Origin of the sequence: Acidocella sp. KAb 2-4 (assembly GCF_020567705.1) — a bacterium.
Lineage (GTDB): Bacteria > Pseudomonadota > Alphaproteobacteria > Acetobacterales > Acetobacteraceae > Acidocella.
This window is the reverse complement of the sequence record NZ_JAJDJU010000014.1, coordinates 15,826-34,854: the sequence shown is the minus strand read 5'-3', so window position 1 is coordinate 34,854 and position 19,029 is coordinate 15,826. Positions and strand designations below refer to the sequence as shown.

The following is a 19,029-nucleotide window of genomic DNA, read 5'->3' as shown; positions in this document are numbered from 1 at the left end:
CCCGCCGCATGGCCATCTACGCCACCAGAACCCGGCGTCCGCTCGTCCGAACGGACAGGCGTTGACGCATGGATGAAAGCGCTGCCGGAGTAGCCTCCCAGATACCGGCGGTTATGTTCCCAATCTCTGGACGTGCGCGCGCCAGCGGTTCCGGGCTCCAGCCGATCCGCGCATAGATGCGGGTCATCGACGTTTCATAAACACCAACGACGAACTCAATGCCCGACGCCAGGCATAACTCGCACAAGCCGATCAGTAATTCGGCGGAGACTGTACCCACATCCGGGGCGGAACTGCCAAAAATAGGCGGCACGCAAAATCGCGTGCATTCCCAGATCGTGGGTGCCGCCACGTCGACGTCACCATCGAAGAAATGCTTAAACTCGCCTTGCAGCATCGTCGGCCCGGTGGTGGCAAGCAGCCGCAGCGAACCGTGCACGCGCTGATCGCCATCAACCGCGAGGAGATAGACGGGATCCGCCTCCTCGTCATAGCGATCCGTTTCACGACCGTCTTTAACAACGACATCCCAACCCAGGCGATCATGAAAGACCGCTGCGCGGGACTGAAACATCTGGTCAAATAACGCCGGATGCTCGATCCTATCGTCCCGGCTCAAATTTATGATCATCTTTGCTCCGCTTGAGTTCGTTGAAATATTTTGACTGCCGAAATCTGGTTTCCGCCGGGGGGGGGGAGTTTGCTGAGCGTCCCCGGCGCGGTGGATTCATTTTTACAAACCAGATCAGCGAGCTTGCAATCTTCCGAATCGGAATCTTGACACGAGCAATCAATCACGCATTTCATCGAAATTTTATCTAAATTTGGCCGGCGAGTTACGCGCTGGACAATGTAAATCACCCCGGTCACGAGACGTGCCAGGGCATGCTTTCAACCGATTGAGGATTTGACGGGACGGGTTTTCGTCGGGTGGCAGCCGCCGACTTAAATTTACGGGCGCAGCATCTCAAGTGTGATGGTCTTGGCAACTACCTGGTGTATCGTAGCACAATCAAGCTTAGCGCAAGCAGAACTCAAAAATAGACGAACGGCCCGGTCAGTAATTTTTAACTTACCTGCGATCTGCTTTACCGCTGCGCCCTGCGCTGCAAACTCAAGGCATGTCATTTCACGTGCCGATAACAATGGTTTTGGCTTGGCATCTCGATAGCCAGATAAATCCACAATTCGATCATGCATATAATGCGCGATCATCTGGAACTCTTTCATGTAGCCAATCCGGCGCTTGTCCCATTCTCTCATCGACATATTGGAGGTGATTGTGAACAAGGCGCGTTCTCCGGCTGCCCCTCGTACAGGCAAAGTTATTCCTTGTCTGCCGACATCATACCGGTCAGCTTCGGCGAAAAAGCCACGTGCAACTGCGCTCTCGCGGTCGAGATTTACCCAATCCAGGGGCAAAAAGCTCTTCGTGCCACTCACAACCACCGGATCGATTTTGAAGTAGTCGTTGTCCTTGTATCGTGCGATCCAGCCTGGATCATATGTCAGCAGTAGGATCGGATTGAACACCTTCGCACCCGGAATATAGAGCGCATGATAGGCAATGTTCGCCAGGTTGTAGACCTTGCATATGTCGCCAGCAATCTTTTGCATTGCGGCAAGGCTCTTGGCCTCGCCAATTTGCGTGACGATCTCTGCGTAGCAGTCATCGTTATTAGCAATCATTATAAGCCTCCCAGTCGATTTGGAGACAACGCATTTTGCACTACCGCATTACGAATGTTTGCGTAAATTGAAATATTGGTAATATCCGGGAAGCGCGAATGGACCGTTGGCTGTTCAGGGCGTTGCACTGCTGTTGTTGTTCATCACCACGTCATTGCTGCGGAAAATATCTCCGCGTGACCCTCAAGATTCCATCTCTACCGAATGCGCTAGCATTCCTTGGTCTGTCGTAGAAACGTAACCTGATACCACATCAGACAGACGAGATTAGAGATCAGGATTAAGCATAGGGATGAGGTTAGGATTGCACTCAGGATTGAGATTAGGAATCAGCATAGGAATGAGCACAGCTTTGGGCTGATGAACCAAATTTGACTTTGTCAAGATTCCGATTCGGAAGTTGAAATTCCAGAAGCAAAAATGCCAAGGTGAAGCTTTGAATTTCACCAAGCTGGTTCATCGCATGGCCCTCAAGCGTACCCCTTCCGATGATGAGATCAACGCCCTGGCCGCGAAGTTTCTTGCGCTATGGTCATCAGGTGATGTCATCCGCCCCTGGTTGCGCCTGCACGCCGAAATGCTGCTGGCGCTGGTGCAAAGTGGCTGGTCATGGGCAGCAATCGCGCGCGCCATGACCATGGCAGGCATCACCTACCGCACGGGTAAACCATGGACGGCGGATTGGCTGCAGAGCGAAGCCTACCGGGCACGTCTGCCATTGAAAGGCTATCGGCGCCGCAATCAGACAATGTCTTCGCAGGGGTTAGTGGCGCAAACACCGATGCCACCCGCTCCGCCAGTATCTGCACAATTTATCGAGCCATATCCATCGGATGTTGCGGGCGAGCCTGAATTTCAGCCAGCGCGTTTTATCGATTGGGAGGTCAGACGCTCGGAAACTGACGCGCCGCCTTCCGACGAGCCAGCCGCCCCCATCATCCGGCCGCCATCCCCCACTTACGACGAAGTCATGGAACGCCTGCTCGGCAAAAAGCCGCCGTCCTGAACAAGGCTGATCGACCTCTTTAAAAAGGAGCCCCACAATGCCTGAACAGAAAGACAACACGCCGGAATTACTACGGTTTCCAAATCCAACCTCCGGCCGGCCGCCCTCTCCTGCCACCCCGACATCAATATTCAATTTTGGGCAGGACGAAGATACCGGCCCGGAGATGGAACTGGTCAGCGCCGCCGGTCAGGCAATGGCTTTGCCCGGCCCGGCGCCCCTGACAGGCATGGATTTAAGCGGGCGGCACAAAATCATTTTCTGGGTGGGGCGGGGCAAGACCGGCAAAACCACCGGCATACGCTGGCTGGCGGAGAAAACCCTGCTGAACGGCACGCCTTTGCTAATGGCGGATCTGGACACTACGAACGACACCTTCTCCCGTTATATCGACAAAGTGGCGCGCCCGCCGGAAACCATCGACCCCGCAATGTCCCTGAAATGGCTGGATCGATTACTGCAGCACAGCCTGACCCAGAAAATATCGGCGCTGATCGACCTTGGCGGAGGCGACACCACGTTGCGCCGCCTCGCCGTCGAGCTACCCGATCTGGTCGCGCTGTTTGAGGCGCAGGGCTTCGCGGTCGTACTGTTCCATACGGTCGGGCCGCAGGAAGAGGATTTGTCGCCACTCGCCACCTTGCAAGGGTTGGGCTTCAAGCCAACCGCCTCCGCCATCATCCTGAACGAAGCCATGGTGGATGTCGGTGAGACGCGCGACATGGCCTTCGCGCGCATTCTGCGCCACAGCGCTGTCCGTCGTGCCATCAATGAAGGTGCTGTGCCGGTGTTCATGCCAAGGCTCGTGGCGGCCCAGCCCGTGGAAATCCGCCGGCTGAAATTCAATGACGCCGTCGCGGGCAAGAATGGCCGGGCCGACACACCGCTTGGTCCGTTCGACCGCGCCCGGGTCAGGCTATGGCTGGAAGCGATGGACGCCAATTTTGCGGGAGTCAGCTCATGGCTGCCGTAAATGAGCCCAAGGACGATCTCGACCTGCGCCGATACAGCGAGATACTCGGTCGGGATATCGCCCAGATGCAAGACGAGCTGGAGCGCGCCATCCAGGTCACCGGGCTTAAAAACGACCCCGTGCTGCCGCTCATCAAGGCTTTGTCCTCCTCGCTGCGCCTGCAATGGCGGCTGCATAACCAGGCCGTGCGGTATTTCCACGATGCCAGCGACCGGCTCGACCGTGAATATCACGACACAATCAAGAAGACGCAGCTTGCCATCCAGCAGACCGAGGCAACGCTCCAGACCAAACAGGCTGGTATCGTCGAGCAGCTGACGCCCAAACTCGCCGGAACGATCAATTACGCCGTACGGCAGCAGGCAAAGACAGTGAAGTACAAAACCATCGCCGCCTGGTGCGCCGCGGTGCTGGCGATTAGCCTGGTGCCCAGTATCTTCACCTACGCCGCCGGGCTCAATGCCGGGCGTTTCCAGGGCGAGGTTGCGTCTAACCTGATCACAGCCGCCATGAAGGCCGGACCATCGGAGGCCATCGCGTGGGGGCAGCTGATGCAGGACAATAACGGCGCCAGCGCCATGGCGGTGTGCCGCAAGAACCTCCAACAGGATGCCAGCGGCCGGCATTACTGCATGCTGCCGGTCTGGACCGATCCCATTTCACCAGCGGGCCCCTCAGCGCTTGCTCAATAGACGCCAACTCCGCCCCCACCCGCCGAACGAACCGCAGCCAAGTGCTTTCTCCTTGCCATCCCCAGCCCTCCGGCCTAAATATGACTACTGTAGTTCACCCCACCACCCGGAGGCCGCCATGCGGGAAATCCAACTTCGCGACGCCAAGGCCAGCTTGTCTGCCGTGGTTGACGATGCCGTGCGCGGCGAACCCGCCATCATTACCCGCCACGGCAAGCCCGAGGCAGTGGTATTGAGCTTCGCGGAATGGCAGCGGCTCTCGCATGTGCCTTCCTTCGGCCAATTGCTGATGGCGGCACCTCTCGATGCGGGCGATCTGCCGCCGCGCAACCCCTCCCCGCTCCGTGATAGCGGCCTTTGATCCTTGTATCTCGTCGATACCAATGTCATCTCGGCGCGCGCACCTTCGCGCGTTCCCCTGCCCGAGTTGGCCGCCTGGATGGACGCCCACTCGGCTGAATTATTTCTCTCCACCGTCACCATCGCCGAGATTGAGGATGGGATCGCCAAGGCCAAGCGTGAGGGGGCAACCCGCAAAGCCCGTGACCTAACCGCTTGGCTGGAGACCGTGCTGCACCTCTACGCGGCCCGCATCTTCCCCTTCGACCTTGCCACTGCCCGCCTCGCCGGCAGTCTATCCGACCGCTCCCGAGGCCAGGGTTATGCGCCCGGCTTCGCCGACATCATCATCGCCGCCACCGCCCAGCACCACGGACTGACCATCCTGACCCGCAACCTGCGGCATTTTGAGCCGCTGGGCGTGCCAGTGCATGATCCGTTTGCCCGCTTGCCCTGAGCATAATCATGGCCGGCAAGAAGTCGTCAAAAGCCACCATTCTGTTTCCAACGGCCACTTCCGGCGTCATTGCGCCCATACTCACCGTTTCTGGATGTTCATGGTCTGCTCCGACGCGGCCATTCGATGAACTCGACGGGCCGCATTGACAGCTCCGCCATAACGTAGTGTCCTGAATTCACCGAGGGGTGTTCCGTGAAGGAGCTGAGACGTCGCTTTGGGGCAACCCGCCGCGATAAACCCTTTGAACCTGATCCGGGTCATACCGGCGGAGGGACGGGGATTTGCAGATTGTCTTTGCACCCGCTCTCTGTTTTTTGGAGGGCGTTGCGCGTGACCATTCAACAGAAGCTGCATGAAGTAACCACCGGGCCGATTATCGGCTCGCGTAAAATCTATTCCGCACCACTGACACGACCAGACATACTGGTGCCGTTCCGTGAGATTGCGCTGCACCCCAGCGCCAACGAGCCGCCGCTGTGGCTCTACGACACCTCCGGCCCTTATACTGAAGATGCGGCCCGCATCGACCTCGATGCCGGGCTGGTAAAACCCCGCGCCGGGTGGCTCGCCGCGCGCGGTTTCGCAACCGCCACCGGGCGCGCGATCAAACCCGAGGATAATGGCTTTACGCCCGCCGACCGGCTGGTGCCGCTCTGCCCGGCGGCACATGAGATTCATGTGGCGCAGGATGGCCGGATGGTCACGCAATATGAGTTTGCCCGCGCCGGGATCATTACCGAGGAAATGATCTACGTGGCGCACCGGGAGAATCTGGGGCGCCACGCCGCGCATGAGCAAGCGGCTGCCCTGCGCGCCGATGGCGAAGATTTTGGCGCGGCGATCCCTGAGTTTGTCACGCCGGAATTCGTCCGCTCGGAAATCGCCGCGGGGCGGGCCATCATCCCGGCGAACATCAACCACCCTGAGCTTGAGCCGGTGATCATCGGGCGCAATTTCCTGGTGAAGATCAACGCCAATATCGGTAACTCCGCCGTCACCTCATCGGCTGCCGAGGAGGTTGAGAAGCTGGTCTGGGCGATCCGCTGGGGCGCGGACACGGTGATGGACCTTTCCACCGGGCGTAACATTCACAATATCCGCAGCTGGATCCTGCGCAACTCACCCGTGCCGATCGGCACGGTGCCGATCTATCAGGCGCTGGAGAAAGTCGGCGGTGACGCCAGCAAGCTTGACTGGGAGGTGTTCAAGGACACGTTGATCGAACAAGCCGAGCAGGGGGTGGATTATTTCACCATTCATGCCGGGGTGCGCCTGGCTTATATCCCGCTCACGGCCCGCAGGGTTACCGGCATTGTCTCACGCGGCGGCTCGATCATGGCGCAGTGGTGCCTCAGCCATCATCGCGAGAGTTTTCTCTATGAGCATTTTGGTGACATCTGCGACATCATGCGCAAATACGACGTGTCCTTCTCGCTGGGCGATGGCTTGCGCCCGGGCTCCAATGCCGACGCCAATGATGCCGCTCAGTTCGCGGAGCTGGAGACCCTGGGCGAGCTGACGAAAACCGCTTGGGGAAAAGGCTGCCAGGTGATGATCGAAGGCCCCGGCCATGTGCCGATGCACAAGGTCAAAGCCAATATGGACAAGCAGCTGGCCACCTGCGGCGAAGCGCCGTTCTACACGCTAGGGCCGCTCACCACCGATATCGCGCCGGGCTATGATCACATCACCTCAGCCATAGGTGCGGCGATGATCGGCTGGTTCGGCACCGCCATGCTCTGCTATGTCACGCCCAAGGAGCATCTTGGCCTGCCCAACCGCGAGGATGTAAAAACCGGTGTCATTACCTACAAACTCGCGGCCCACGCGGCAGATCTGGCGAAAGGACACCCCTCTGCCCGGCTGCGTGATGATGCGATTTCCCGCGCGCGGTTTGAGTTCCGCTGGGAGGATCAGTTCAACCTCAGCCTGGACCCGGACACGGCGCGCAGCTTCCACGATGAAACGCTGCCCAAGGAGGCGCATAAGACCGCGCATTTCTGCTCCATGTGCGGTCCAAAATTTTGTTCCATGAAAATCAGCCACGACATCCGCGAGGAAGCTGACCGCCTTACGGGGTTGGAAAAGCAGAACGAGGCTTTCGCACTGACGGGTGGTCAACTTTATGTCCCGCTCCGGGAGCGCGCTGCCGATACGCCGGAAGTAACAGCGCCCTCCCCGGGGTAGCGTTTATCTCAGATCGGCTGCGGGGTCGCTTCTGCGCGGCGGGTGGACGCCAGCTCAATGAAGGCGCGGATATAGTCGATGTCCGCATCTGCCTCGCGCAGCCCTAAGAAAATCTGCTTGGCAACGCCATCGCGCCCCAGGCGGACGGGGCTGACGTTGAACTTCGCGGCATTTTCCTCCACCAGCCAGCGCGGCAGGGCGGCCACGCCGCGGCCATGCGCCACCATCAGCAGCATGATGTCGGTGGTCTCAATCGGTTTATGCTGCCGGGGGCTGATTCCGGCGGGGGTAAGAAACTGGGTGTAGATGTCCAGCCGGTCGGCCGGGACTGGATAGGTAATCAGCGTTTCTTCGGCTAGCTGGTGCGGCAACACAAAATCGGCGTCGCGCAGCGGATGCTCTGGTCCGACTACCAGAACCTGCTCGTAATCAAACACCGGCGTGAAGCGCAGGCCCGGTTTATGGAGCGGATCGGGCGTGACCAGCATGTCGATCTCGTAGCCAAACAGCGCGCCGATGCCGCCGAACTGAAATTTCTGCCGCACATCCACCTTCACCTTCGGCCAGTTATCCAGATACGGCGCCACGATTTTGAGCAGCCATTGATAACAGGGGTGACACTCCATGCCGATGCGCAGCGTACCCCGCTCCCCTTTGGCGAATTGCCGCAGGCGCTCCTCGGCATGGGCAAATTGCGGCAGCAGGCGGTTGGCAGCCGCTAGCAGAAACTCGCCGGGCTGGGTCGGCTGCAGGCTGCGCCCTTCGCGCCGCCAGATTTTTACCCCGATCTGGTCTTCCAGCTTGGCGATGGCATGAGAGAGCGCCGACTGGGTCAGGTTGAGCTGCGCGGCTGCCGCCGTCAGCGAGCCCTGGCGCTCAACCTCGCGGATAATGGCCAGGTGGATGCGTTCGAGGATCGCCATGCGCAGCTCCATATGTGAATGAATTTCATCGATTTATGAATTTATACCATTTTTATTCATGAACTCAACCAGATAAGAAGCCGCCTCCTTCGCTCCTCATTTTTCAGGTGAACGCCCATGGTCACGACCCATAATCTCGGTTTCCCGCGCATCGGCGCCAAACGTGAACTCAAATTCGCGCTTGAATCCTACTGGAAGGGGCAATCCTCGCGCGAAGATTTGCTGCGCGCCGGCGCTGAGCTGCGCGCAAAGCATTGGCAGGACCAAGCCGCGCTGGACCTGGTGCCCGTGGGTGATTTTGCCTTCTACGACCAGATTCTCGACATGAGCTTCACCCTGGGCAACCTGCCCGCGCGCGTGCGCGGTTTCCACGGTGATGCGCTGGACAATTACTTCCGCGTGGCGCGCGGCCGCTCGGCGGCCGGGACCGATGACCATGCCTGCTGCGGTGGCGTGGCGGCGGGCGAGATGACCAAGTGGTTTGACACCAATTACCATTACATCGTTCCCGAGTTCGAAACCGGAACGCAATTCAAGCTCGACGCCTCCCGCCTGCTGGCCCAACTCGCCGAGGCCAAGGCCCAAGGCGTGAAGGCCAAGCCCGTGATCATCGGTCCGGTGACCTATCTGGCGCTGGGCAAGGCCAAGGATGGCTCAGACAAACTCGCGCTGCTCCCTCGCCTGCTGCCAGTCTACGCTGAGCTGCTGGCTACCCTTGGCGCGGCGGGCGCTGAATGGGTGCAGATTGATGAACCCATCCTAGTCACCGAGCTGGATGCCACCTGGCAGAACGCTTTCCGCGCCGCTTACCAGAGCCTCGATATCGGCGCGGTGAAACTGCTGCTGGCCATGTATTTCGGCCAGTTACAGGATAACCTCCCGCTGGCGGCCGCGTTGCCAGTGCAGGGCGTGCATCTCGATGCCATCAATGCCCGCGATGAGGTCAAAGCCTTGATCCAGGCCAGCCCGGCTGAGCGCGTCATTTCGCTGGGCGTGGTCAACGGCCGCAACATCTGGAAGACCGATCTGGAGGCCACGCTGGACTGGCTGGAGCCTGTAGCGAAAACGCTCGGTGAGCGGCTGTGGCTGGCGCCCTCGTGCTCGCTGCTGCATGTGCCGGTTGACCTGGAAAGTGAGCACAAACTGGATGCCCAGATCCGCTCCTGGCTGGCCTTCGCCGTGCAGAAACTTGGCGAGATCAGCGTGCTGGCCACCGCGCTGGCCCAGGGACGTGACGCTGTATCGCCTGAGCTTGCCGCCAACCGCGCCGCCGTTGCCGCGCGACGTGCTTCAGCGCGGGTGAATAGCCCGGCCGTGAAAGCCGCGGTGGCCGCGATCACCGCTGAGCTTGGGCGCCGCCAGAGCCCGTTCGCGGTGCGCGCGGCAAAGCAGGCCACCCTTCTGCATCTGCCGATCTACCCCACCACGACCATCGGCTCGTTCCCGCAGACCAAGGAAATCCGCCTGGCGCGCAGCGCGTTCAAGGCCGGCACCATTGATGAGACCGCCTACACCCAGGCCATGCGTGCTGAAATCGAGCACAGCGTGCGCGAACAGGAGGCGCTGGGGCTGGACGTGCTGGTGCATGGCGAGGCCGAGCGCAACGACATGGTTGAGTATTTCGGCGAGCAGCTTGAGGGCTACGCGTTCAGCCAGTCCGGCTGGGTGCAGTCTTATGGCTCGCGCTGCGTGAAGCCGCCAATTCTCTTCGGCGACATCAGCCGCCCGAAAGCGATGACGGTCGAATGGATCAGCTACGCCGCTTCGCTCACTGACAAGCCTGTGAAGGGCATGCTCACCGGTCCGGTGACCATCCTCAACTGGTCCTTCGTGCGTGATGATCAGCCGCGTTCCGTCTCCTGCTATCAGCTGGCGCTCGCGATCCGCGAGGAAGTGTTGGATCTGGAAAAGGCTGGCGTGCGCATCATCCAGATTGACGAAGCGGCGCTGCGCGAAGGGCTGCCGCTGCGCAAATCCCAGTGGCAGGATTATCTGGACTGGGCGGTGGACTCATTCCGCATCACCGCCAATGGCGTCAGGGATGAAACCCAGATCCACACCCATATGTGCTATTCCGAGTTCAACGACATCATCGCCGAAATTGCTAATATGGACGCGGATGTGATCACCATCGAGACCTCGCGTTCGGACATGGAACTGCTCGACGTGTTCGATGACTTCAACTACCCCAACCAGATCGGCCCCGGCGTTTACGACATCCACTCGCCCAACATCCCCGATCAGGCGCATATCATAGCGCTGATGCAAAAGGCGGCGGCGCGTATTCCCGCAGAGCGGCTATGGGTGAATCCCGATTGCGGCCTGAAAACCCGGCAGTGGAACGAGGTGATCCCGGCGCTCGCCAATCTGGTCAGCGCGGCACGCGCCTTGCGCGCGGCAGCGGCATGAATTCGCTTTCCCTCCCGCGGTTTTATGAAGCGCCGCTCTTTGCGGATGAAGCAGGCGATGTCGAAATTTCCTTCGAGTTCTTCCCGCCAAAAACGGAGAAGATGGAGATCACCCTGTGGGACACGGTGCAGAGCCTGGCCCCACTTGGCCCGCGCTTTGTCTCCGTCACCTACGGGGCAGGCGGATCCACGCGCGAGCGCACACATGCCACGGTTGCCCGCATTGCGCGTGAAAACAAAATTTCGGCGGCGGCGCATCTCACCTGCATCGATGCGGACAAGGCGAAAATCCTTGATATCACGCGTGCCTATTGGGATGCGGGCGTGCGTCGCATCGTTGCGCTGCGAGGGGATTCGCTGCAGGCCGGCCAGAAATATGCGCCACACCCCAACGGTTTTGCCAACGCCGCGGCACTGACCGCCGGGCTTACTGTAAATCCGTGGCACCTTTTGAAATATCGGTCGCAGCTTATCCTGAGCGTCATCCGGATTCCGCGAGCATGGAAGCCGATCTGGACAATCTGAAAGCCAAGATCGATGCCGGTGCCAACCGGGCTATCTCGCAATTCTTCTTTTCGCCAGATGTATTTTTCAGGTTTCGCGACCGCGTTGCCTCGGCCGGCATCGATGCGGAAATCGTGCCCGGCATCTTGCCGGTCTCCAACGTGGCGCAGACACGAAAATTCGCGACCATGTGCGGTGCGGCGATTCCTCAATGGATGGACCGGCTGTTCGAAGGTCTCGATGATCATCCCGAGACACGGCAACTGGTGGCCGCCACGCTGGCGGCAGAAATGTGCCGCAAGCTCTATGCCGGTGGCGTTCGTCATTTCCACTTCTATACACTGAACCGAGCCGAGCTGAGTTATGCAATATGCCATCTGCTCGGCAAAAGGCCTTTAACTAAGAAGACAAAAAACGCCGATTGAGCGCGGGGTTCATCGTCGGAAAAAGGCTAAAAGCACTGTCTGGTTTTAGCCGCTGCCTGTCCTAATGCAGTCCGTCTGGAATCGGCCCATCCTGCTTATTATCGGAAACGTCGATGGTAGCTGCGGAATGGCCGATTTTCGCAGTATAGCAGCCATTTTCGGAGTCATTACGAATGACTGAATTATTTGTGACCGATACTGAGCGTCAATATTTGTAAGTCATCTCGGATGAGGAGTTCCAGTATGGCCTGTCTACTCTGACAATTCAAAAAGTTTTTGGTGCAGCTTTTTTCAAAAAGCTGCGTGCTCCGTGCCTGGACTTTTTGCTAGCTGATATCGACATTTCCCAAAAGCTCCCGTCAAGTTTATAACACACCCCCGCCCGGCATCGCCGGGCGGGGGTCGTTGTGGTGCTTACTCCCCATTTTGTTTACGGCTGCGGGACCAGATGAGGGTGTACCCGTCGCTGCCTTCATCGCCGAACAGGTTGGCGTAAATCGGCGCGCTGAAGCTCGGATCATCCAGCTTGACCGAGATATAATCCCGCCCCTCAGCGGAGCGTTTGGACCAGCCAGCACCGAGATCAGCTTTTGAAACGTATATACGATGGCTGGGGGCGTTATCACTTGTACGGTTGGCTTCCGGCACGATGCGCACATTCTTCGTCTGTACGCTCAAGGTTACGATTTCACCGTGGAATTCATTGCCGACTTTCTTAAAGGTTCCGATGGTAGCCACGTCAATTCTCCTTGCTGTTTCGAGCCCGCGACCATCGCAGCCTCGATGGCGATCAATTGACCGGGGGCACGATCGGCCTGCACCGCATGCGGCCGTAGCGTCAGCGTAGGATGGCGGCGGCGGGCTTTTTTGAAGCGCAGCGCCCGCGAGGAGACAGCTTTAGCTGTCGGGGAAAAAAGCCCGCCGCCGCCATTGCAGGAAGGCGATCGTCCTTCGGTCAGATCAGCCACTGAGAGGCCGCGTGGTGCGGCGACCAACAGGCCTGGAGATAAACGGCAAACCCGGACCTGCGAGCAATCGGTAACAACAATAGTGAAATAACTGGACTTGTTTCACAGACATGCATGCTCGTCCTGCCGAAATCGGCACCAGCCACAACGCCACCGTCTTCATCACATGATGTGTCAAAGCTAAACACGGGTGAGTGCCAACATGCTCCAACGTGGGGGGAACAATCTCGGCCAACTACCCTGCCCCGGTTCACGCACCGCCTGCGCCAAACCGCGGCGATGCCGCCGACGGTCGTCACCTTTTCTGCTCCCATTCCGCCGAACAAAGTGGAGTTAAAGGCCCTCGATAAATCCCCGCCCAGTGTCGCCGGGCGGCTCAGTGTTCAAGCCGCCGACAGCGTCTCTATCAGCGGGCAAGCCGCCTCACCTCCGGCATCGCAACGCTGCACGGCCTCGGTCAAAACGCGTTCCATGGCCCGCAGATCGGCGACACGCCTGCGCACATCCTGCAAATGCGCGCTGGCAAGGTCTCGCACTTCACCGCACGCCTGCGCCCCGGCGCCTGCCAGATGCAGCAGTGCCCGCACCTCATCAAGCGTAAAACCAAGCTCGCGCGCCCGCCGCACAAAAACCAGCCGCCCAATATCGGTTGCTTCGTAGAGACGATACCGGCCCCGCCGGCGCGGCTTCGGCAAAATGCCGATCTTTTCATAAAACCGGATGGTCTCGATCGCGCAGCCCGTGCGGCGTGAGAAATCTCCGATCGGCATGTCATCCCGGCTCATGGCATCTCGGTTCATGGCATCTCGGTTCATCGGCCACCTTAATTCAGTGCTTGAGTCTGTAGCAACTACAGATGCTACGAGCCGATGACGCCTACCGCAAGGAGATCATAAAATGCCGCCAATCCCAACCGAACCAAACCCAACCAGTCGTCCCATTCGAGACACAGGTGCGACGCTCCTGACCTTGAGCGGCCTGGGCGCCGCGTTCGGCGTGGCCTCCTGTTGCGGCCTGCCATTCCTGCTGGCAACGGCGGGTCTCAGCTCGGCATGGCTATCCGGCATCGCGCTGTTCGCCGCGCCGCACCGGCCGCTGCTACTGGCCATGACAGCATTGTGCCTTACGGCGGGTGCAGGGTTGCTGTGGCGGCGCCAGCCCGCTGGCGCTTGCGCAACCGGCGCTGTGTGCGCCAAGCCCATGGTCCGTGGCATGACGATCATCAGCCTCATCGCCGGGCTGGTGCTGCTGGTTATCGGCTATCTCTATGCGTGAGGTATCTGTGATCCTGGAATCAACCATCACCTGCCCGCATTGCGGCTTTCAGGCGACCGAAACAATGCCGACCGATGCCTGCCAGTATTTTTACGAGTGCAAAGGATGCAACGCCCTGTTACGGCCCAAGCCCGGGCATTGCTGCGTGTTCTGCTCCTTCGGCAGCATCCCCTGCCCACCAATCCAAATCGATGGCGGGCAGGGTAGCGGATGCTGCCCCGTGGGATGAGGTGCTATCGTTTAATGCGGCGGATCGGCATTGTGAGGGCTATGCGCCCCCATTCCCAAAGCTCCACACCGGAATGCCGAGTTTTTTGGCCTTCTCGGCGAGGTTTTCCTGAATGCCGGTGCCAGGAAACACCATAACGCCGATTGGCAGGGCATCCAGCAGCGCATCATTGCGCTTGAACGGCGCCGCCTTGGCATGCCGTGACCAGTCGGGGCGATAGGCAATCTGCGTCACCTTGCGGGCATCGGCCCAGGCGGCGGCGATACGCTCGGCCCCCTTCGGACTGCCGCCATGCAGCAACACCATATCCGGGTGCTTGGCATGCACTTTGTCGAGCTTGTCCCAGATCAGCCTGTGGTCGTTGCACTCCATCCCGCCGGTGAAGGCGATTTTCGGACCGGAGGGCAGCAGCGGCTCGGTCTCGGCCCGGCGCTTGGCGGCGATGAAGTCACGGCTGTCGATGAGTGCGGCGGTCAACGCGCGGTGATTGACCATCGAGCCTGAGCGCGGGCGCCAGGCTGAACGTGTTTGGCGCTCAAACTGCTCGGCGGCCTGGTCACGAAAGAATTCCAGGCAGTCGCGCCGTTCCAGCAGTGTCTGCCCCTCGGCCGTGAGACGTTCCAGCTCGACGGAACGTATCTCGGAGCCATCCTGCTCCTTCTGGCTGCGTTTTTGCGCCTGCTCATTATCGTCAAGCGCCCGCTCGATCCGCCCAACGGCGCGGTGGAACAAATTGACCGTGGCCCAGAGCAGTTCCTCGAGATCAGGCTCCAGCCGCGTGTCGGACAGGGTGGCTGCGAAGGCATCAAATATATCCGCAACGGCGCCCGCGATCAGCGGCGCTTCGGGCAATGGCCGCGGGTCGGGCTCGTCCTGGCCAGGATGGTAGCCATAAAGCTGGAGTTCGTTGAGAATATGCGCGGTGGATGAAGCGGCATGCGGTGGCTCATAGCCGGTATCGTCAAAGTCGCGGGTCATGGGGTGCTCCTGTTTGCCGGAAGCCCGCGCCCATCGCGGCCTTCCATGGCGATCCCAGCCGTGGGCGGCGGCGGCCCGCACCGGTGAGGCCGGAGCGTAAGCGGAGGATGGCGGCGGGGCCGCTATTTTGCTTCGCGATGCAAAGCCCCGGCGTCACTCGGTATGATCAGTGTTGCTGACCGTTCCCCGGGGCGGCGGAAAATAGCGGCCCCGCCGCCATTGCGGGCCGCCGCCGCCCACGGCACAGAGCGCCCTCTCGGAAGGCCGCCGGCGCGGCCCCCGGCAACATAGGCATACCTGCCTGCGGTAACTCTACCGGCGTCATAGAGCAGCAATCAGCGCTTCCACCGCGTCAAATCTCAGCTGGCTTCATGAAGCGCGCGACATCCTGCGGCGTCAGTTGCACCCGCAACTTTGCCCGTAGTTCAGCGAGACCAAGCGCGCGGAGATCATCGTTGAAATCGCCAAGGGATGGCGAGAGGGTGATCGCCTCGATTCCGGCGGCATAGGCGCGTTCGGTCAAGCCCGCCAAGGCGCGCTCGCCCGCGGAATCAGCATCGCGGGCAATGTAGAGCCGCCGCAGCCCGGTAGGCAGCAGCAGGGCAGCCAAATGCCCGGCCGAGAGTGCGGCTGCCATCGGCATGTTGGGCATCACGCAGCGCAGCGACAGCATGGTCTCGATGCCCTCCCCGGCGACGAGCACATCAAGACCATTCGCCAGACCGAACCGGACGGCATGGCCGAGCAGATGGCCCATTGCACGCCGTGGTGTCTCAAGCGGTGCCTTGCCCAGCCGAATGCGATCAAAGCCGCCAGGATCGAGCCAGGTGCGGTGCACACCGGTGATCATGCCATCAAGATCGGTCACCGCCGCAATCAACGCGGGCCAGGCTTCCGGCATCGCGTCAGGTGTCGCACGATAGAAGCAGCGTGGGTGAAAGCGCAGCGCACCAGAGTCGATATCAGCAACCGCCACCGAGGTAATACCGCGACGACGCAAATAGGTTTCGCCAAGCGTTCCAGGCAGCGATTGAGCCTTGGCGAACAGACGCCGGGCAGAGCGTTGAACCTGTGCTGCCATAGCATCAGTATCGTCTGTATTATTTGGTGCGGGATCAATGCTGACAGCGGCTGGAGCGCTGTCGCTGCCAGCCAGCCCGAGAAACCGCCGCGCCTCCTCGGCTACGTCGCGGAAATCCGTCAGGCCGCAGTTTTCCCGGATCAAATCCAGCAAATCGCCATGCGTGCCCTCGGCGGCGTCCTGCCAACGCCCGGCGGCGCCCTTGCCCGTGCCGCCGCCACTCAGCCGCACAAATAAGGACCGCCCCGGCGTGTTATGAACATCTCCCACCAGCCAATAGTGGCCCTGGCGCCGGCCAGCCGACAGATAATGCCGGCACACTGCCTCAGCCTGCCGGGCCAGCATTTGCGCCAGCTCAGCCACAGGCATGGTAAAATCACGCTTGGGCATCGCTTTCTCCTCCACCACCAAAGAGTTTCCGCCAACCGGGGCACCAGCCCATCAAGCTGCCGAACAGCGCAGCCTATCGTTCCGCCCTGCCCACGCGCTATCTTCCGAATCGGAGGTTGGCCGGGCCACCACGCCCGCCAAAAATCTTCCACTCCCACGGCATCCGTGCTACAAGTGACCATCTAACTGGTCAGGAGCATCCCATGGGCAGCGTTAACCTCGCCGACGCCAAGGCGCATCTGAGCGAGCTCGTCGAACGGGCCGCCGCCGGAGAAGCCGTACGCATCACCCGAAGGGGCAAGCCGGTGGCGCAACTCGTCGCGGCTGATATCCCGCGCAAGCCGGTCAATCTCGGGGCGCTGCAAGCCACAACCGCGAATATGCCCACCCAGGCTGAGCCCGCGCGTGAGGCCATCCGTAAAATGCGCGACGAGGCGCGCTATTGAGCCTGTATCTCGACACGTCACTGCTGGTCGCCGCCCTAACCAATGAAGCCGAGACCCCGCGCATGCAGGCCTGGCTGGCGGCACAGCAAGCCGGAGACCTCGCCATCAGCGACTGGGTGATGACCGAATTCTCCTCGGCCTTGTCGATCAAATTACGCACCGGCCAGCTGCAACCCGTCCACCGCGCCGAAGCTTTGGCGATGTTCACACAACTCGCCGCTGAAAGTTTTTTGCACTTGGCCGTCAGCGGGCCGCAGTTCCGCACCGCTGCCCGCTTCGCGGACCAATACACGCTCGGCCTGCGCGCGGGCGATGCCCTGCACCTGGCCATCTGCGCGGATCACGGCGCCACCCTATGCACGCTTGACCGCCGCCTCGGCGAAGCTGGCGCAGCACTGGGCGTGAAAACGATGCTGCTGTAATCGCCCACGCAAAATGGGCCGTCCCGCTGCCGGGTTCGGCCCATCCGCATTGGTCATGGTTCTGCGTAAATTGTCCCGGGCATCCTTCTACCCGCCCTCCTGCCCGGCGATGTCGGCAAGACAGTCCGACAGAAACTCCGTGGTCGAGCAGGCTTTGATGGCCTCGGCGGTAATGAACAACGCCATGCCGCCAAAACCATCGGCGCGCATTTTCGAACAGGTGAACGCCGTCATCACGGTGATATAACGCAATTTGGCTGAGCGCCGCACGATGTCTTGGAGAATCACCTCCCACGACAACCCGCTCATATCCAGCTCAATGATGTCATCACCCGATGTGGCATTTTTGAGTTTCTCCTCCACATAGAAATACACTTGGCTTTTGCTGCCGCGGGTCGCGTCCAGCGCCGCGCTAAGTTCAGCGCGATTGACCCAGATCAGATCCGATGGGCCTTGCCAGGAATGGAAATACGTTCCGTCGCCATCCGAGTCCGCATCAAACATCTGCGAGAGCAACAAAAGCTCCAGCTTCGTCATATCCGCATTCGGAATGATTTCCGGTATCACGGTCGGTGAAAAATAATCCGCCATTTTGGCCTCCAGAAATGCAAAACCCGGCACGGGGCCGGGTTATTGGTTGAAAGAGATAAATGATAAAACGAGAAGGTCAGGCAGCATCGACTTCGAAAGGATCAAGCTGCTGATGCAGCGCCATGGTCCGGCCCATCCAGGGTTCGGGGCGGATCGCTCTGATCCAATCCGCGAAGCCTGGTATGAAGCCGAGATCTTCACGGACATGCTGCTCGCCGATCAGGCGCACAGGCACAATACGCCCCGTCGAGATCGTCATGACGGAACCAAAAAATCTCTCGGCCATGAAGATGCCTTCGGCATGATGGCGAAGTGCTCGATGCCGAAAATCCGATGAGATCATCTTGCTCTCATCGAACCAGGTATGCAGGCTCAAAAAATCTTCCGCCGTCCCGCCCCATTTTTTTGCAGAGGATAAAGCGTGGTGATAAGGATGCGCCATCTTCGCCTCCTCAAAATTCATGCGAATAGTTTTCGGAGGCGGTATAGCGCTCATTATAGTCGAGCGTGATGCTGCCCTCCGTTACGTCGAAGGTAAAATCGCCATAGGCGCCCTCATTATTCTCCCAGCCGCAATGCGTCTGCGCCAAAAAATCATAGGATAGCGCCTCAATGGCTTCGCGCACCGTATGGGTCTGGCGTTCAACGTCCGGGCTATCCCAGCCCGGCCGGAAAATCTCAATCCGCTCATCAGGCAATTCAACGACAACATCGCCGCTCTGGGCAGTGATGTCCTCGATCTGGCCGCTATCGCCATAGCCGTCGAAATTCACGATCACGGCGGTAATGCCATGTTCCGCCAGAATACCGAAAAGCACTTTCTTGTTGCCCTCGAGCACGGCACACGCGCGCTCGCGATACGCGCGTTCTTTTTGTTCCCATGCCGCCATAAAAAGATCAACCGCAGGAAGCGGTTGCTGACCAGATGCTGGATTGTGATTGTCTGACATGATCTGTCTCCAGAAATGCAAAACTCGGCACGAAGCCGGGTTTGGATGGTGTGAAGGAATAGAGGCGAGGCGGCCTTTGGGCCGCCTCGGGGT

The 19,029-nt window shown here is 59.9% G+C and carries 22 protein-coding genes, 1 pseudogene and 1 riboswitch; of the genes and pseudogenes, 12 read left to right on the top strand and 11 right to left on the bottom strand.

Annotated features, from left to right (window positions below; translation table 11 throughout):
* Positions 1 to 16 precede the first annotated feature (16 nt).
* Positions 17 to 631 (bottom strand): acyl-homoserine-lactone synthase, encoded by a 615-nt coding sequence (locus tag LI953_RS10355; RefSeq protein WP_227075999.1) that lies wholly within the window; start codon positions 629 to 631, stop codon positions 17 to 19.
* A gap of 320 nt (positions 632 to 951) precedes the next feature.
* Complete coding sequence (locus LI953_RS10350; RefSeq protein WP_227075998.1) at positions 952 to 1,689, bottom strand: LuxR family transcriptional regulator; 738 nt, start codon at positions 1,687 to 1,689, stop codon at positions 952 to 954.
* Positions 1,690 to 2,089: 400 nt separating this feature from the next.
* On the opposite strand from LI953_RS10350, the gene LI953_RS10345 reads away from it, so the two are divergent.
* The 6 genes from LI953_RS10345 (at position 2,090) to thiC (ending at position 7,346) form a co-directional block, all read left to right on the top strand.
* On the top strand, positions 2,090 to 2,695 hold the full coding sequence (locus LI953_RS10345; protein WP_227075997.1) for a recombinase family protein: 606 nt from the start codon (positions 2,090 to 2,092) through the stop codon (positions 2,693 to 2,695).
* Positions 2,696 to 2,732: 37 nt separating this feature from the next.
* Complete coding sequence (locus tag LI953_RS10340; RefSeq protein ID WP_227075996.1) at positions 2,733 to 3,668, top strand: hypothetical protein; 936 nt, start codon at positions 2,733 to 2,735, stop codon at positions 3,666 to 3,668.
* Positions 3,656 to 4,360 (top strand): hypothetical protein, encoded by a 705-nt coding sequence (locus tag LI953_RS10335; protein ID WP_227075995.1) that lies wholly within the window; start codon positions 3,656 to 3,658, stop codon positions 4,358 to 4,360. The genes LI953_RS10340 and LI953_RS10335 overlap by 13 nt, the downstream gene beginning before the upstream one ends.
* A 118-nt stretch (positions 4,361 to 4,478) precedes the next feature.
* Entirely contained in the window at positions 4,479 to 4,721 is a 243-nt protein-coding gene (locus tag LI953_RS10330; RefSeq protein ID WP_227075994.1) for a type II toxin-antitoxin system Phd/YefM family antitoxin, read from the top strand.
* A 3-nt stretch (positions 4,722 to 4,724) separates the two neighbouring features.
* Positions 4,725 to 5,156 carry a type II toxin-antitoxin system VapC family toxin gene (locus LI953_RS10325; RefSeq protein ID WP_227075993.1) on the top strand — a complete coding sequence of 144 codons (432 nt, stop codon included), beginning with the start codon at positions 4,725 to 4,727 and terminating at the stop codon, positions 5,154 to 5,156.
* Between the two features lie 174 nt (positions 5,157 to 5,330).
* A riboswitch (TPP riboswitch) is annotated at positions 5,331 to 5,450 on the top strand.
* A gap of 39 nt (positions 5,451 to 5,489) precedes the next feature.
* Positions 5,490 to 7,346: a phosphomethylpyrimidine synthase ThiC gene (gene thiC, locus LI953_RS10320; RefSeq protein WP_227075992.1), complete on the top strand. Its 1,857-nt coding sequence runs from the start codon at positions 5,490 to 5,492 to the stop codon at positions 7,344 to 7,346.
* 8 nt (positions 7,347 to 7,354) lie between these two features.
* On the opposite strand, the gene LI953_RS10315 is transcribed toward thiC, so the two are convergent.
* The gene (locus LI953_RS10315; protein WP_227076050.1) at positions 7,355 to 8,269 is read right to left on the bottom strand and encodes a LysR family transcriptional regulator; all 915 of its coding nucleotides are present in this window, start codon (positions 8,267 to 8,269) and stop codon (positions 7,355 to 7,357) included.
* Between the two features lie 117 nt (positions 8,270 to 8,386).
* Between LI953_RS10315 and metE the strand changes: the two genes are divergently transcribed.
* Both metE and metF read left to right on the top strand, forming a co-directional pair.
* Positions 8,387 to 10,678: a 5-methyltetrahydropteroyltriglutamate--homocysteine S-methyltransferase gene (gene metE, locus LI953_RS10310; protein WP_227075991.1), complete on the top strand. Its 2,292-nt coding sequence runs from the start codon at positions 8,387 to 8,389 to the stop codon at positions 10,676 to 10,678.
* Positions 10,675 to 11,606: pseudogene (gene metF / locus LI953_RS10305) on the top strand (methylenetetrahydrofolate reductase [NAD(P)H]). Before metE ends, metF begins: the two are co-directional and overlap by 4 nt.
* Before the next feature lie 414 nt (positions 11,607 to 12,020).
* Here metF and LI953_RS10300 read toward each other — a convergent pair.
* The 3 genes from LI953_RS10300 to LI953_RS10290 form a co-directional block, all read right to left on the bottom strand.
* The gene (locus LI953_RS10300; RefSeq protein WP_026440823.1) at positions 12,021 to 12,344 is read right to left on the bottom strand and encodes a DUF736 domain-containing protein; all 324 of its coding nucleotides are present in this window, start codon (positions 12,342 to 12,344) and stop codon (positions 12,021 to 12,023) included.
* A complete protein-coding gene (locus LI953_RS10295) occupies positions 12,287 to 12,574 on the bottom strand; it encodes a hypothetical protein (protein ID WP_227075990.1) in 288 nt (95 codons plus the stop codon). Before LI953_RS10295 ends, LI953_RS10300 begins: the two co-directional genes overlap by 58 nt.
* Before the next feature lie 383 nt (positions 12,575 to 12,957).
* Positions 12,958 to 13,389 (bottom strand): helix-turn-helix domain-containing protein, encoded by a 432-nt coding sequence (locus LI953_RS10290; protein ID WP_227075989.1) that lies wholly within the window; start codon positions 13,387 to 13,389, stop codon positions 12,958 to 12,960.
* A gap of 154 nt (positions 13,390 to 13,543) precedes the next feature.
* Here LI953_RS10290 and LI953_RS10285 point away from each other — a divergent pair, with 154 nt between their 5' ends.
* Both LI953_RS10285 and LI953_RS15540 read left to right on the top strand, forming a co-directional pair.
* Positions 13,544 to 13,849, top strand: a complete 306-nt coding sequence (locus tag LI953_RS10285; RefSeq protein ID WP_227075988.1) for a mercuric transporter MerT family protein — start codon at positions 13,544 to 13,546, stop codon at positions 13,847 to 13,849.
* Entirely contained in the window at positions 13,842 to 14,078 is a 237-nt protein-coding gene (locus LI953_RS15540) for a GDCCVxC domain-containing (seleno)protein (protein ID WP_304505189.1), read from the top strand. Before LI953_RS10285 ends, LI953_RS15540 begins: the two co-directional genes overlap by 8 nt.
* 39 nt (positions 14,079 to 14,117) lie before the next feature.
* Here the strand turns inward: LI953_RS15540 and LI953_RS10280 are convergent, their stop codons facing one another.
* Both LI953_RS10280 and LI953_RS10275 read right to left on the bottom strand, forming a co-directional pair.
* Entirely contained in the window at positions 14,118 to 15,056 is a 939-nt protein-coding gene (locus LI953_RS10280; RefSeq protein ID WP_227075987.1) for a DUF2493 domain-containing protein, read from the bottom strand.
* A 352-nt stretch (positions 15,057 to 15,408) separates the two neighbouring features.
* Positions 15,409 to 16,527 (bottom strand): toprim domain-containing protein, encoded by a 1,119-nt coding sequence (locus LI953_RS10275; RefSeq protein ID WP_227076049.1) that lies wholly within the window; start codon positions 16,525 to 16,527, stop codon positions 15,409 to 15,411.
* 203 nt (positions 16,528 to 16,730) lie between these two features.
* On the opposite strand from LI953_RS10275, the gene LI953_RS10270 reads away from it, so the two are divergent.
* Positions 16,731 to 16,973 (top strand): type II toxin-antitoxin system Phd/YefM family antitoxin, encoded by a 243-nt coding sequence (locus tag LI953_RS10270; RefSeq protein WP_227075986.1) that lies wholly within the window; start codon positions 16,731 to 16,733, stop codon positions 16,971 to 16,973.
* Positions 16,970 to 17,395: a type II toxin-antitoxin system VapC family toxin gene (locus tag LI953_RS10265; RefSeq protein WP_227075985.1), complete on the top strand. Its 426-nt coding sequence runs from the start codon at positions 16,970 to 16,972 to the stop codon at positions 17,393 to 17,395. The genes LI953_RS10270 and LI953_RS10265 overlap by 4 nt, the downstream gene beginning before the upstream one ends.
* Before the next feature lie 87 nt (positions 17,396 to 17,482).
* Here LI953_RS10265 and LI953_RS10260 read toward each other — a convergent pair whose 3' ends face one another.
* The 3 genes from LI953_RS10260 to LI953_RS10250 all read right to left on the bottom strand — a co-directional run bounded on the left by LI953_RS10260 (position 17,483) and on the right by LI953_RS10250 (position 18,936).
* Entirely contained in the window at positions 17,483 to 17,986 is a 504-nt protein-coding gene (locus LI953_RS10260; protein ID WP_227075984.1) for a hypothetical protein, read from the bottom strand.
* Positions 17,987 to 18,062: 76 nt separating this feature from the next.
* Positions 18,063 to 18,428 (bottom strand): DUF6915 family protein, encoded by a 366-nt coding sequence (locus tag LI953_RS10255; protein WP_227076048.1) that lies wholly within the window; start codon positions 18,426 to 18,428, stop codon positions 18,063 to 18,065.
* 10 nt (positions 18,429 to 18,438) lie between these two features.
* Positions 18,439 to 18,936: a DUF6878 family protein gene (locus LI953_RS10250; protein WP_227075983.1), complete on the bottom strand. Its 498-nt coding sequence runs from the start codon at positions 18,934 to 18,936 to the stop codon at positions 18,439 to 18,441.
* Positions 18,937 to 19,029: the final 93 nt, after the last annotated feature.

Coding starts and splice junctions, on each gene's coding strand:
- LI953_RS10355 (WP_227075999.1), bottom strand. CDS start 631: ATGATCATAAATTTGAGCCGGGACGATAGGATCGAGCATCCGGCGTTA.
- LI953_RS10350 (WP_227075998.1), bottom strand. CDS start 1,689: ATGATTGCTAATAACGATGACTGCTACGCAGAGATCGTCACGCAAATT.
- LI953_RS10340 (WP_227075996.1), top strand. CDS start 2,733: ATGCCTGAACAGAAAGACAACACGCCGGAATTACTACGGTTTCCAAAT.
- LI953_RS10335 (WP_227075995.1), top strand. CDS start 3,656: ATGGCTGCCGTAAATGAGCCCAAGGACGATCTCGACCTGCGCCGATAC.
- LI953_RS10330 (WP_227075994.1), top strand. CDS start 4,479: ATGCGGGAAATCCAACTTCGCGACGCCAAGGCCAGCTTGTCTGCCGTG.
- LI953_RS10315 (WP_227076050.1), bottom strand. CDS start 8,269: ATGGCGATCCTCGAACGCATCCACCTGGCCATTATCCGCGAGGTTGAG.
- metE (WP_227075991.1), top strand. CDS start 8,387: ATGGTCACGACCCATAATCTCGGTTTCCCGCGCATCGGCGCCAAACGT.
- LI953_RS10290 (WP_227075989.1), bottom strand. CDS start 13,389: ATGAACCGAGATGCCATGAACCGAGATGCCATGAGCCGGGATGACATG.
- LI953_RS15540 (WP_304505189.1), top strand. CDS start 13,842: ATGCGTGAGGTATCTGTGATCCTGGAATCAACCATCACCTGCCCGCAT.
- LI953_RS10280 (WP_227075987.1), bottom strand. CDS start 15,056: ATGACCCGCGACTTTGACGATACCGGCTATGAGCCACCGCATGCCGCT.
- LI953_RS10275 (WP_227076049.1), bottom strand. CDS start 16,527: ATGCCCAAGCGTGATTTTACCATGCCTGTGGCTGAGCTGGCGCAAATG.
- LI953_RS10270 (WP_227075986.1), top strand. CDS start 16,731: ATGGGCAGCGTTAACCTCGCCGACGCCAAGGCGCATCTGAGCGAGCTC.
- LI953_RS10260 (WP_227075984.1), bottom strand. CDS start 17,986: ATGGCGGATTATTTTTCACCGACCGTGATACCGGAAATCATTCCGAAT.
- LI953_RS10255 (WP_227076048.1), bottom strand. CDS start 18,428: ATGGCGCATCCTTATCACCACGCTTTATCCTCTGCAAAAAAATGGGGC.
- LI953_RS10250 (WP_227075983.1), bottom strand. CDS start 18,936: ATGTCAGACAATCACAATCCAGCATCTGGTCAGCAACCGCTTCCTGCG.